This window comes from Haloechinothrix sp. LS1_15 (assembly GCF_033042135.1).
In the GTDB taxonomy this organism is placed as follows: domain Bacteria; phylum Actinomycetota; class Actinomycetes; order Mycobacteriales; family Pseudonocardiaceae; genus Haloechinothrix.
Genome location: NZ_WBXM01000002.1, coordinates 238828 through 251537 on the forward strand (window position 1 = coordinate 238828; position 12710 = coordinate 251537).

The 12710-nt window shown below is 71.4% G+C and carries 8 protein-coding genes; 5 read left to right on the forward strand and 3 right to left on the reverse strand.

Annotated elements, in window-relative coordinates:
- The first annotated feature begins 10 nt into the window (after nt 1-10).
- From F8178_RS03965 to F8178_RS03985, 5 genes are all read left to right on the forward strand, one after another.
- Complete coding sequence (locus F8178_RS03965) at nt 11-1351, forward strand: nitrate/nitrite transporter (protein ID WP_317493248.1); 1341 nt, start codon at nt 11-13, stop codon at nt 1349-1351.
- The gene (locus tag F8178_RS03970) at nt 1344-3446 is read left to right on the forward strand and encodes a molybdopterin oxidoreductase family protein (protein ID WP_317493249.1); all 2103 of its coding nucleotides are present in this window, start codon (nt 1344-1346) and stop codon (nt 3444-3446) included. The genes F8178_RS03965 and F8178_RS03970 overlap by 8 nt, the downstream gene beginning before the upstream one ends.
- Nucleotides 3443-4921 (forward strand): FAD-dependent oxidoreductase, encoded by a 1479-nt coding sequence (locus F8178_RS03975; protein WP_317493250.1) that lies wholly within the window; start codon nt 3443-3445, stop codon nt 4919-4921. The genes F8178_RS03970 and F8178_RS03975 overlap by 4 nt, the downstream gene beginning before the upstream one ends.
- Nucleotides 4922-4925: 4 nt before the next feature.
- The gene (locus tag F8178_RS03980) at nt 4926-6128 is read left to right on the forward strand and encodes an FAD-dependent oxidoreductase (protein WP_317493251.1); all 1203 of its coding nucleotides are present in this window, start codon (nt 4926-4928) and stop codon (nt 6126-6128) included.
- A gap of 81 nt (nt 6129-6209) precedes the next feature.
- Nucleotides 6210-7844 carry an MFS transporter gene (locus tag F8178_RS03985; RefSeq protein WP_317493252.1) on the forward strand — a complete coding sequence of 545 codons (1635 nt, stop codon included), beginning with the start codon at nt 6210-6212 and terminating at the stop codon, nt 7842-7844.
- A 47-nt stretch (nt 7845-7891) separates the two neighbouring features.
- Here the strand turns inward: F8178_RS03985 and F8178_RS03990 are convergent, their stop codons facing one another.
- From F8178_RS03990 to rfbA, 3 genes are all read right to left on the reverse strand, one after another.
- Nucleotides 7892-10699 (reverse strand): LuxR C-terminal-related transcriptional regulator, encoded by a 2808-nt coding sequence (locus tag F8178_RS03990; protein WP_317493253.1) that lies wholly within the window; start codon nt 10697-10699, stop codon nt 7892-7894.
- 77 nt (nt 10700-10776) lie between these two features.
- Nucleotides 10777-11766, reverse strand: a complete 990-nt coding sequence (rfbB, locus tag F8178_RS03995; RefSeq protein ID WP_317493254.1) for a dTDP-glucose 4,6-dehydratase — start codon at nt 11764-11766, stop codon at nt 10777-10779.
- A gap of 15 nt (nt 11767-11781) precedes the next feature.
- A complete protein-coding gene (gene rfbA / locus F8178_RS04000; RefSeq protein ID WP_317493255.1) occupies nt 11782-12669 on the reverse strand; it encodes a glucose-1-phosphate thymidylyltransferase RfbA in 888 nt (295 codons plus the stop codon).
- Between the last annotated feature and the right edge of the window lie 41 nt (nt 12670-12710).

Below are 12710 nucleotides of genomic sequence, written 5' to 3' on the forward strand. Positions count from 1 at the left end.
GTGCCGCTGGGTGCGGGAGTGGGATCCGGAGGACGGTGAGTTCTGGGACCGCAGCGGCAAGCTGATCGCGCGGCGGAACCTCGTCGTGTCGATCGTGACCGAGCACGTCGGCTTCTCGATCTGGAGCATTTGGTCGGTCCTGGTGTTGTTCCTGTCGCCGGAGATCGGGTTCGACTTCACCGCAGGGGAGAAGTTCCTCCTCGTGCTGGTACCCACCCTGGTGGGCGCGGTACTGCGGCTGCCGTACAGCTACGCGGTGATCCGCTGGGGCGGGCGCACGTGGACCGTGTTCAGCACCGCGATCCTCCTCGTCCCGACCTTGCTCGCCTGGTATTTCGTGCAACAGCCCGGCACACCGATGTGGGTGTTCGTACTCATCGGCGCGCTGACCGGTCTCGGCGGGGGGTGTTTCGCCTCCTCGATGACAAACGTCGCGCACCTTTACCCGCGGCGGCACCAGGGATGGGCGCTTGGCCTCAACGCGGGCGGCGGCAACATCGGGGTAGCGGTCGTACACGTGGTGGGGCTGCTGGTGATCGCCACAGTAGGCGACACCCATCCCGCGTACGTGGCGGGGATCTACCTGCCGGTCATCGTGCTCGCCACGGTGCTGGCAGCGCTGTTCATGGACAACGTCGACCCGGTCGACCGGTCCGCGGGTGGTCGAGGTGCACTCCGTGAGGCGCTGGCCTACCGCCACACCTGGCTGATCTCCGCGCTCTACGTCGGCACGTTCGGCTCGTTCATCGGCTACAGCTTCGCGTTCGGCCTGGTTCTGCAGCACCAGCTCGGCGCGACGGCGTTCGAGGCAGCCTCGTACACCTTTCTCGGACCGCTGTTGGGCTCGCTGGCACGCCCCGTCGGGGGGCGGCTGGCCGACCGGCTGGGTGGCGCGGTGGTCACGTCCTGGGTGTTCCTCGGCATGGCGGCCAGCGTCGCCCTGCTGGTGCTGGTGACGCCGCTGGATTCGCTGGGGCTGTTCGTCACCGGGTTCGTGCTGCTGTTCGTACTCAGCGGGCTGGGGAACGGCTCGACATACAAGATGATCCCCACCGCCTTCGCCGACCAGGTCGGCACACCCCGGCACGGCGCGGTCGCGGCGCGGGTGCGGCGGTTGACCGGCGCCACCGTGGCCATCGCGGGCGCGATCGGCGCGCTCGGCGGTGTGCTGATCAACCTCGCCTTCCGCGCATCCTTCGACGGGGCAGGTAGCAGCGGGGTGGCGGCCTTCGCCGGGTTCCTGGCGTACTACCTGCTGTGCCTGCTGATCCTGCACCGCGGGTACCTGCGTACTACCGAGGTACGCGCGGAGCAAGCGAGCCGGAGCCAACGGGAGGGCGTTCGTGTCTGAGGTCGCGAGTGGACAGCACGAGGTAGCCACCCACTGCCCGTACTGCGCGCTGCAATGCGGTATGCGGCTACGCTCGGCGGACAGCCGGGTGTCGGTGCGCCCATCGGACTTCTCCGTCAACGAGGGCGGCCTCTGCCGCAAGGGGTGGACCGCGCCGGCGCTGCTCGACGGGGACCGGCTGCGCACCCCGCTGCTGCGGACCGCTCGCGGCGACCTGGTCCCCGCGAGCTGGGAAGCGGCGCTCGACCGCGTGGCCAGCGGGATCGACCGCGTGCGGCGCCGGTACGGGCGTGACGCTGTCGGAGTGTTCGGTGGTGGCGGGTTGACCAACGAGAAGGCCTACATGCTTGGCAAGTTCGCCCGCGTCGCGCTGGGCACCAGCCGGGTGGATTACAACGGGCGGTTCTGCATGTCGTCCGCCGCGGCGGCGGGAATCGCCGCGTTCGGCGTCGACCGGGGGTTGCCGTTCCCGGTGACCGACCTCGCTGGCGCGGACGTGGTGCTGCTCGCGGGCAGCAACGTGGCCGAGACGATGCCCCCGCTGCTGCGGCACCTCTCCGGCGCCGAGCTGGTGGTGATCGATCCACGCCGTTCGGAGACCGCGGAGCTGGCCGGGCTGCACCTGCAGCCACGGCCCGGCACGGACCTGGCGCTGGTGCTCGGCCTGCTGCATCTGTGCGTCGTGGACGGTTGGTGCGATGACGACTACATCCGTACCCGCACCAGCGGCTTCGCCGAGGCCCGGCGAGCGGCGATGGCGTGGTGGCCGGAGCGTGTCGAGCGGGTCACCGGCGTTCCGGTGAGCGAGCAGCGTGCCGCGGTGCGCCTGCTGGCCACCGCACGCAGCGCCTACGTGCTGACCGGGCGGGGGGTGGAGCAGCACAGCACGGGCACCGACACCGCGTCGGGCTTCATCAACCTCGCGCTCGCGCTCGGGTTGCCTGGCAGACGCGGCAGCGGGTACGGGTGCCTGACCGGGCAGGGCAACGGGCAGGGCGGTCGCGAGCACGGCCAGAAGGCCGATCAGCTGCCCGGCTACCGCATGATCACCGACCCGGCGGCGCGCGAGCACCTCGCCGGGGTGTGGCAGGTCGCCGTCGACGACATCCCCGGTCCCGGTCCCAGCGCCTACGAGCTGCTCGACGGGCTCGGCACCCCGGCGGGCGCCAGGGCGCTGCTGGTGTTCGGCTCGAATCCCGCCGTGTCGGCGCCGAGGGCGCGGCACGTGACCGACCGGCTCGCGGAGCTGGACCTGCTCGTCGTGTCGGACTTCGTGCTGTCGGAGACGGCGCGGCTGGCGGATGTGGTGCTGCCGGTCACCCAGTGGGCGGAGGAGGAAGGGACGGTGACCAACCTGGAGGGCCGGGTGCTGCGGCGCAGGCGGCTGCGCGAACCACCACCGGGCACGCGCGGCGACCTGGAGGTGCTGCGGGGCATCGCCACGCGGCTTGGTGAACCGGCGTGGCGCTACCCGACAGCGGCCCGCGCGGTGTTCGATGAGCTGCGCCACGCCTCGCGCGGCGGGATCGCCGACTACTCCGGAATCTCCTACGAGCGGCTCGACGCGGGGCAGGCGCTGCACTGGCCGTGCCCGGCAGCGGACCCGCCGCACCCGGGCACGCCGCGGCTGTTCCTCGACGGCTTCGCACACGACGACGGCAGGGCGCGGTTCCGTGCCGTCGATTACACCGAGGGTGGCGAGGCGGTGAGCGGCTCGTTCCCGCTGCACGCCACGACGGGCAGGGTACTGGTGCAGTACCAGTCGGGGGCGCAGACGCGCCGGATCGGCGAGCTCAACGACATCGATCCCGAGGCGTTCGTGCAGATCCACCCCGATACCGCCCACCGATTGGGCCTCGCGGACGGCGAGCTAGCCAGGGTAATGTCCGCGCGCGGGACGGCGGTCGCGCGGGTGCGGGTGAGCGGAGCGATCCGCACCGACACCGTGTTCCTGCCGTTCCACTTCCCCGGAGACGGTAGCGCGAACCGGATCACGAGCGCCGAGCTCGACCCGCGCAGTAAGATGCCCGCCTTCAAGCTGTGCGCGGTGCGGGTCGAGCCGTTGCCCTCGACCTCGCAGGGAGTGGCCGCATGAGTGACGTGGTGATCGTCGGGTACGGACCCGCCGCGCAGTATCTCGTCGAGCGGCTGCGCCACGAAGGCTACGGCGGCGAGATCACCGTGATCGACGCCGACGGGCGGGCTGGCTACCACCGCGCGCTGCTGACCTCGGTCCTCGGTGGTGAACTGGAGCCGGAGGCGATCACGGTGCCGCGTGCCGGGCCAGGGGTGCGGCTGCGGCCCGGTGTGATGGTCGAGCGCATCGACACGCGGCGGCGGCTGGTTCATACCCGGACCACCGGGACGGGCACGCCTGAGCGTGGCACGCTCGGCTACGGACACCTGGTGCTGGCCACCGGCGCGCGGCCGCGCGTGCCCGCGATCCCCGGGTTACGCGCGGCGACGGGAGAGCTCGCGAGCGGCGTGACCACGCTGCGCACCCTCGACGACTGCCTGCGCGTCCGAGGCGAGCGGGTGGCGTTGCTCGGCGCGGGCGTGCTCGGTGTCGAGTCGGCGCTCGCGCTGGCCCGGCGAGGCTGCCGGGTGAGCCTGGTGCACCGCCACCCGTACCCGATGAACCGGCAGCTCGATCCGGCCGCGGGCGAGCTGCTCGCGGATCGGCTGCGCGAGTGCGGCATCGAGCTGCTGGCCGACCGGCAGGCGGTGGCCTACCGGGACGGGCACCTCGTCCTGGACGGTGGTACCCGGGTGCCTGCTGCTTTTCTGGTGCTGTGCACGGGCGTGGTGCCCGTGACGGATCCGGCGCGGCAGGCGGGCCTGGCCACCCGTGGCGGCGTGCTCGTCGACGACCGTCTCCGGACCAGTGACCCGCACATCTCGGCGCTCGGCGACTGCGCGGAACACGCCTCCGGTATGCCGGCGCAGCTCGGCCCGGCGCGGGACCAGGCGGCGTCGCTGGCGGCGGTGTTGGCGGGCCGCCACGCGCGGTACCGCGGATCCCGGGTGCTCACCAGGCTCAAGGCTCGCGAGGTCGACGTGGCCTGCCTGGGAGCGGGCACGGCTGCGGTGGATCCCGTCGCGGTCCCCGGGTGTGGTGCGGGTGGGGAGTTGGTGACCCTGGCCGACCGCGCCCGCCGCCGGTACGCCTCGATGACGTTGCGCGACGACCGGGTGGCAGGCGCGGTGCTGCTCGGGCTGCCGCGGGCCATCGCGACGGTCACCCAGCTCTATGACGACCGGCGGCCGGTGCCGTCCGACCGGCTGGGGGTGCTGCTCGGCACCGGTACGGCCGACACGGAGTCCACGGTGGACCTACCGGACGACGCGGTGGTGTGCCGATGCAGTGTGGTGACCAAGCGGGCGCTGATCGAGGCGTGGCACGAAGGGGCGCGAACCGTGCCCGAGCTCGCCGAGGCCACCCGCGCCACCTCCGGATGCGGCAGCTGCACCGACGAGGTACGGCGGATCTGTGAGGCGCAGCAGGGCACCGACGTGGCCGTCGCGCGGCCACCGGCGGGATCCGCGCAGCAGCGTCACGCGGGGGTGTAGGGAGATGGCGCGCACCGTGGTGGTCGTCGGGCACGGCATGGTCGGCCACCGGCTGGCCGAGGAGATCAGCTCGCGCGACCGGGACGGGACCTGGCGCACGGTACTGCTGACCGACGAAGCCAGACCCGCCTACGACCGGGTGACGCTGTCGTCCTACCTGCACGGCAGCAGCGCCGACGAGCTCCGGCTCGCCGGTGAGCGGTTCAGCGCCAACCCGAACGTGGAGGTGCGGCGGCGCACCAGGGTGGCAGGCATCGACCGCGACGCGTGCCGGGTGATCACCGAGGGCGGCGAGCGCATCGGCTACGACGCGCTGGTGCTGGCCACCGGTGCCCGGCCGATCGTGCCGCCGGTCGCCGGAGCCGGTGCGGGAGGGTGTTTCGTGTACCGCACCCTCGACGACCTCGAAGCCATACGGCAGACGGCCACACCCGGCGGTGCCGGGGTGGTGGTCGGTGGCGGGCTGCTCGGTCTGGAGGCCGCGAACGCGCTGCGCATCCTCGGCATGCGGGTCAGCGTGGTTGAGCGCGCGCCGTGGCTGTTGCCGTTGCAGGTTGACCGGCGTGGTGGCGCGCTGCTGCGGCGGCTGGTGGCCGAGCGTGGTATCGAGGCGCACTGCGGGACCGAGCTCGCCGCGATCGAGGCAGGTGACGACGGCCGGGTACGCGGTGTGGTGACCACGGCGGGCGAGTGCCTGCCCGCGGAGCTGGTCATCTTCTCGGTGGGGGTGTCGCCCCGTGACGAGCTCGCCCGTGCCGCGGGCCTCGCCGTCGCCGAGGGCGGCGGGATCCTGGTCGACGACCGCTGCCGCACCGGGGATCCGCGTATCTGGGCGGTGGGCGATTGCGCCGCGGTCAACGGCCGCTGCTACCCGCTGGTGGCGCCCGGCTACCGCATGGCCGAGACGGTGGCCCAGCAGCTGCTCGGCGACCGTGGCCGGGCGTTTCCCGGTGCGGACACCTCGACCAGGCTCAAGATGCTTGGCGTCGAGGTCGCCAGTTTCGGTGACGCGCACGCAGAGACGGACGGGGCGGTCGAGCTGTCGTATGCCACCGAGGGTAGCTACGCCAAGCTGGTCCTCGGCCCGGATACCAGGACCCTGCTCGGCGGCGTGCTCGCCGGGGACGCCAGTGCCTACCCGGTGCTCCATCCGCTGGTCGGGCACGAGTTGCCCGCCCAGCCGGAACGGTTACTGGCAAGCCGGTGACCCCCGTGCCAGCAACCCAGTCACCGGGTCCAGTCATCTGACCGAAGCCATCAGGGGTGGCCGAACCGTAACGTCTGTGCCATGGCGGAGAACGAGGTACGAGGGGCGAGCGGAACGGCCGGACCGGCCGGTGACGGTGATGCGGCGCCGCTGAAGGCAGGCAGGCGGGAATGGATCGGGTTGGCGGTGCTGGCGCTGCCGACCCTGCTGCTGGCGCTGGATATCAGCGTGCTGTTTCTTGCGCTGCCACAGCTGGGAGCCGACCTGCAGCCGAGCGGCACACAGCAACTGTGGATTATGGACATCTACGGCTTCATGATCGCCGGATTCCTGGTCACCATGGGCACGCTCGGCGATCGCGTCGGAAGGCGCAAGCTGCTGATGATCGGCGCCTTCGCTTTCGGGCTCGCGTCGGTGTTCGCGGCGTTTTCCACATCGGCCGAGATGCTGATCGTGGCGCGCGCCCTGCTCGGTATCGCCGGCGCGACGCTGATGCCGTCCACCCTGTCCCTGATCAGCAACATGTTCCGCGACCCACGGCAGCGCGCCGTGGGGATCGGGGTCTGGATGACCTGCTTCTCGGTCGGCACCGCGATCGGGCCGGTCGTCGGCGGCATCATGCTGGAGTTCTTCTGGTGGGGTTCGGTCTTCCTGCTCGGCGTGCCGGTGATGGTGATCCTGCTGGTGCTGGCGCCGGTGTTGCTTCCCGAGTACCGCAACCCGAACGCGGGCAGGCTGGACTTCACCAGCGTCGGGCTGTCGCTGGCGGCCGCGCTGCCGGTGGTCTACGGGCTGAAGCAGCTCGCCAAGTACGGGCTGGACGCGACGCCCCTGCTGGCGGTGCTGATCGGGTTCGCTTTCGGTGTGGCGTTCGTGCGCAGGCAGCGGCGGCTTACCGACCCGTTGCTCGACCTGCAGCTGTTCTCCAACCGGGCGTTCAGCGGGGCGCTGTGCGTGCTCATGCTCGGCGCGATGACGCTGGGCGGCGCCAACCTGCTCGTACCGCAGTACCTCCAATCGGTGTTGGGGATGTCGCCGCTGCAGGCCGCGTTCTGGATCGTGCCCTCGGCGTTGGGCATCGTCACCGGGTCCATGCTGGCCCCTGCTATCGCGCGCCGCGTGCGGCCGGGGTTCGTGGTCGGTGCCGGACTGTTGATCTCGGCCAGCGGCTACCTGATGTTCACCCAGGTCGCGGCCACTGGCGGGCTCGCCGTGCTGGTCACCGGGTTCACCGTCGCCTTCTTCGGGTTGAGCCCGATGCTGGTGCTGTCCACGGACCTGATCGTCGGTTCGGCCCCCAAGGAGAAGGCGGGATCGGCCTCGGCGATGTCGGAAACCAGCGGCGAGTTCGGTGTCGCGCTCGGTGTGGCGACGATGGGCAGCGTCGCCACTGCGGTGTACCGCACCGAGGTGACGGGTTCGGTGCCCGACGCGGTGCCCGGTGAGGTGAGCCGCGCGGTGAGCGACACGTTGCCCGGCGCGATCTCGGCGGTGGAGGCGCTGCCCGCGCAGCTGGCGGCCGAGGTGCTCGAACCGGCACGGGAGTCGTTCACCCAGGGGCTGAACGCGGTCGGGCTGGTGAGCGCGCTGCTGGCTGCGGGGCTGGCGGTCACGGCGGCCGTGCTGCTGCGTCACGTGCGGCCGAGCGCGGAGCGGGCCGCCGAGCAGGCCGCGGCCGAGACCGAGCCGGTCGCGAGCGGAGCGGGGCAGCGCTGATGGTGATCACACGAGGCAGCGACGGCCCCGGCGACTCAGTCGGCCGTTCAGTCGGCCAGGTCGAGCTGGCCGAGCTCCACACGCGAGCTGACGCCGAGTTTGGGGTAGGCGTTGTACAGGTGGTAGCCGACGGTGCGCGGGCTGAGGAACAGCTGGGCGGCGATCTCCCTGTTGCTCAGCCCCGTCGCGGCCAGCCGCACCACCTGCAGCTCCTGGGGAGTGAGCTTGTCGAGAAGGTCACGGCCGTTGCCTCGGGAGTTGACGGTCTCGCCGGTAGCGCGCAGCTCGGAGGTGGTGCGCTCGATCCACGGGGCCGCGCCGAGGCGCTGGAAGATCGCCAGCGCGGAACGCAGCTGTTCCCGAGCCTCGCCGCGGGCGCGGTTGCGGCGCAGCCACTCGCCGAAGAGCAGCTCGGTCCGTGCCCGCTCGAACGGCCGCCCCGGCGACTGCCGGTGCAGTTCCGTCGCGGTGGTGAAGTGCTCCCTCGCGCCGTCGGAGTCACCGGCCAGCAGCGCCTGGCAGCGGGCGGCGACGGCACACGCCCAGCTGTTTCCACTGTGCTCGGCCCACGCGCGGTACCAAGCGAGGGGTTCGGTGGCGCGTTCCGGCTGTTCCGCGCGCACCGCCGCCTCGATCAGGTACGGCAGATAGAACTGCGAGAAGGTGCGGTTGAGCCCGGTGCCGAGCTCGGCCAGCCTGCCGAGGATCGCCTCGTACCGGCCGAGACCGAGGTCGAGCACGCTCAGCGAGCAGGCAACGAGCACGTTGTCTGGCTGCTGCCCCCGGGCAACCGACTCCGCTGTCAGCGAGGTGACCAGCTCCCCGTCACCCTGGATCGCGGCGAGGTCGGCCAGCGCGCTGGTCAGGTAGCTGCCGCTGAGGGACTGCCCGGTGTCCTCGGCGATGCGCAGCCCTTCCATGCCGCTGGCGAGCGCGTCGTGGTGATGACCGAGGTAGAGCTGGGCGCGGGTGAGCACGGACAGCGCCAGCGGCAGTACCCCGATCGCGCCCTCGTCGCGGCATCGCTGGGTGAGTTCTCCCGCCACGGTGAGGGCGTCCTCGTCGTCGCCGAGCATCAGCTGCCAGCCGGGAACCAGCGGGGCGTCGCGCAGTGGCAGCTCGTGCAGCCGGGGACGCTCCGCCGAGACCAGCTCGCGCAGCGCGGCCACGCCCTGCCCCACGGTGCCCGCGTCGGTGCTGTGGAAACCGGCCGCGACGGTGGCCATGGCGGCGGCGCGGCTGGGGTGATCGAGCGGCAGCGGGGCGGAGCGGCGGGCGACGTCGGTGACCGCGTCGATGTCGCAGGCGGCCATCGCCGAGTCCACCGACCGGTACAGCAGGGCGTCGGCTGCTTTCGGGTCGTGTCGTGCGACGGCGACCCCGGCGGTGGCGAGCAGCTGGTGCGCCCGGTCCGGCTGGTGGCGCTCCTCGGCGATGGTAGCGCGGATGGACGCCAGCCGTGCCCCGGCGACCGGGTCGTCGAGATGTTCGGATGCCTGGCTCGCCAGCGTGTCGGCGCGTTCCAGCTGCCCGGCGTCGGCGGCTGCGGCGGCCGCGGCAAGCAGCCTGTTGGCCCGCTGGTGAGCGTCGGTGCTGAGCATGGCGGCGCGTTCGTAGGCTGCGGCGACCGCGCCGTAGCCCGCGCGGGCCCGTGCGTGCTCGGCGGTGGCGTCCAGCTCGGCGGCGACTTCCTCGTCGGGTCCGGTGCTCACCGCGGCCCGGTGCCACGCCCGCCGGTCGGCCTGCTCCGGCTGACGCAGCGCGTCGGCAAGCGCCCGGTGCGCCTCCAATCTGCGCCGCAACGGGGCGTGCTGATAGGCGGCGGTGCGGATCAGCGGGTGCCGGAATGCGAGGGAGCCGTCGACGTAGTGCATGAGATGCTTGCGCTCGGCCGGTTCGAGGTCCTCGAGCGACGCGCCGAACGCTGCGGCGGCGGGCAGGATCACCGACGGGTCGCCGGTGTCGTCGGCTGCGGCGACGGTCAGCAGCGCCTGGGTGGCCTCGGGCAGCGACCGGATCCGCTCCGCGAAGGTGTGCTGGATCCGGCTGCGCGGTGCCTGCGGGCGCACCGCGGGGGAGTACGGCGTGAGCTGTCCCTCCCGCTGCGCGGCAGGCAGTTCCAGCAACGCGAGCGGGTTGCCGTGGGCCTCCTGCAGGATGTGGCTGCGCGCGTGGTGCGGCAGGTCGCCCGCGCACTCGTCCAGCAGCGCCGAGGCCGCGTCCCCGTCCAGTTCGGTGAGCCGGAGTTCGGGCAGCCCGTGCGCGGGGAACGCGGGGGCGTGGAGGTCTCGCGCGGCGAACAGCAGCACGATGCCGTCGGCGTGCAGCCGTCGCGCGGTGAACATCAACGCCTCGGCGGAGGCGTGGTCGAGCCAGTGCGCGTCGTCGATCAGGCACAGCAGCGGTTGTTCCTCTGCGATGTCGGCCAGCAGCGTGAGCACCGCCAGACCGATGAGGAACCGGTCGCTGCCTGCGACCGGCGCCATGCCGAGCGCGCCCCGCAGAGCCTGTGCTTGCTTGTCGGGGAGGGCGTCGAGCCGGTCGAGGTGGCCGCTCAGTAGCAGATGCAGCCCGGCGAACGGCAGCTCGCTCTCGGACTCGACCCCGGCGCCGCGCAGCACCCGCATGTCGCTGGCGGTGTGGGCGGCGTAGTCGAGGAGGGCGGATTTGCCGATCCCGGCGTCGCCTCGGATGACGAGCGTGGCGCTGTGCCCGTTGCGGGCGCTGGTCAGCATCGCGTCGATCGTGGCCTGTTCCCGGGAACGTCCGTGGAGCATGGTGGACAGGGTATCGAGGATGATGTCCCGGTACGGGTCGTTCAGCGGATTCGTCTCGGTGTGGACGTCGGCGAGCATGTCTCGGGTCACCTCGTGTTCTCGGTAGGGTTGCGGTCCCGGTCGATGCGGTTGTGGCACGCGGCGCGCCACCGGGGTCAGCGGGTGGTCAGCAGCGGCGCGCGGGTGCGCTGCCACCAGTCGCGGTTCTCGCGGTACCAGGCGACGGTCTCGGCGAGGCCACGAGTGAACGGCACGCGAGGGGCGTATCCGAGCTCGGTGCGGATCTTGGTGGTGTCGACGGCGTAGCGGCGGTCGTGGCCCGGGCGGTCCGGCACCGGGGTCACCATGGACCAGTCCGCGCCGACGCTGTGCAGGATGTGTTCGGTGAGTTCCCGGTTGCTCAACTCGGTGCCGCCGCCGATGTTGTACACCTCGCCCGGCCTGCCGCGCTCGACGACGAGCTGGATCCCCGCGCAGTGGTCGTCCACATGGAGCCAGTCGCGGATGTTGCCGCCGTCGCCGTACAGCGGGACCGGGTGCCCGTCCAGCAGGTTGGTGATGAACAGCGGGATGATCTTTTCGGGGTACTGGTACGGCCCGTAGTTGTTGGAGCAGCGGGTGATGCACACCGGGAGCCCATGGGTGCGGTGGAAGGCGCGGGCGAGCAGGTCGGAGCTGGCTTTGGAGGCCGAGTAGGGGGAGTTCGGCTCCAGCGGGTGGTCCTCTGGCCAATGCCCCTCGTCGAGGCTGCCGTAGACTTCGTCGGTGGAGACGTGGACGAACTTGCTCACCCCGGAATCGAGCGCGGCGCTGAGTAACGTGTGCGTACCGACGACGTTGGTCGTCACGAAATCCGCCGACCCGGTGATGGATCGGTCTACATGGGACTCGGCGGCGAAGTGGACGACGATGTCAGCCTCGCGCACCAGCGGCGCCACGGTGCCCGGGTCGCGGATGTCGCCGTGTACGAAGCGCAGCCGCCCGTCACCGGCCACCGGGTCGAGGTTGGCGGGGTTACCCGCGTAGGTCAGCGCGTCCAACACGGTGACGGTCGCGCCGGACGCGGCTGGGTAGGCACCGCTGAGCAGCTGCCGCACGTAGTGCGATCCGATGAATCCCGCGGCTCCGGTGACGAGTAGGTGCATGCGACGGTGTCCTCCTCAGCTGGCCAGGCGTAGTTCCGGTTGGGCGGACAGCTCCATGACGTAGCGTCCGTATCCCGACTTGGCGAGCCGCTCGCCGAGTCGGTAGCACTGCTCGTTGTCGATGAAGCCCATGCGCAGCGCGATCTCTTCGAGGCAGGCGATCCGCACCCCCTGACGGTGTTCGAGGATCTGCACGAACTGGGTGGCTTCCACCAGCGAGTCGTGGGTTCCGGTGTCCAGCCAGGCGAAGCCGCGGCCGAGGTCGACGAGCCGCGCCTTGCCACGCTCCAGGTAGGTCCGGTTGATGTCGGTGATTTCCAGCTCGCCGCGCGCCGATGGCCGGAGGTGGCGGGCGATGTCGACCACGTCGTTGTCGTAGAAGTACAGCCCGGTGATCGCGCGGTTGGAGCGCGGCCGTGACGGTTTCTCGTCCAGCGCGATGAGCCGTCCGCTGTCGTCGGTCACCCCCACGCCGTACCGCTCGGGGTCGGGTACCGGGTAGCCGAACAGCACGCAGCCGTCGAGGTCGCGGGCGCTGTCGAGCAGCAGCGAGGAGAACCCGTGGCCGTGGAAGATGTTGTCGCCCAGCACCAGCGCGACAGGGTCGGATCCGATGTGGTCGGCGCCGATGCGGAACGCGTCGGCCAGCCCGCGCGGCTCGTCCTGCTCGGCGTAGTCGATGGAGAGGCCGAGCCATGCGCCGTCGCCGAGCAGCCTGCGGTAGCCGGGCAGGTCGTCGGGGGAGGAGATCACCAGGATGTCGCGGATCCCGGTCAGCATCAGCACCGACAGCGGGTAGTAGATCATCGGCTTGTCGTACACCGGAAGGAGCTGCTTGGACACGCCGAGCGTGATCGGGTGCAGCCGCGTGCCGTTACCCCCGGCCAGGATGATGCCCTTCATGGCGGTTCCTCCAGCCATAACGAAAGGAAGTGCTGGCAGCA

Coding starts and splice junctions, on each gene's coding strand:
- F8178_RS03990 (WP_317493253.1), bottom strand. CDS start 10,699: ATGCTCGCCGACGTCCACACCGAGACGAATCCGCTGAACGACCCGTAC.
- rfbA (WP_317493255.1), bottom strand. CDS start 12,669: ATGAAGGGCATCATCCTGGCCGGGGGTAACGGCACGCGGCTGCACCCG.
- F8178_RS03975 (WP_317493250.1), top strand. CDS start 3,443: ATGAGTGACGTGGTGATCGTCGGGTACGGACCCGCCGCGCAGTATCTC.
- F8178_RS03985 (WP_317493252.1), top strand. CDS start 6,210: ATGGCGGAGAACGAGGTACGAGGGGCGAGCGGAACGGCCGGACCGGCC.
- F8178_RS03980 (WP_317493251.1), top strand. CDS start 4,926: ATGGCGCGCACCGTGGTGGTCGTCGGGCACGGCATGGTCGGCCACCGG.
- rfbB (WP_317493254.1), bottom strand. CDS start 11,766: ATGCACCTACTCGTCACCGGAGCCGCGGGATTCATCGGATCGCACTAC.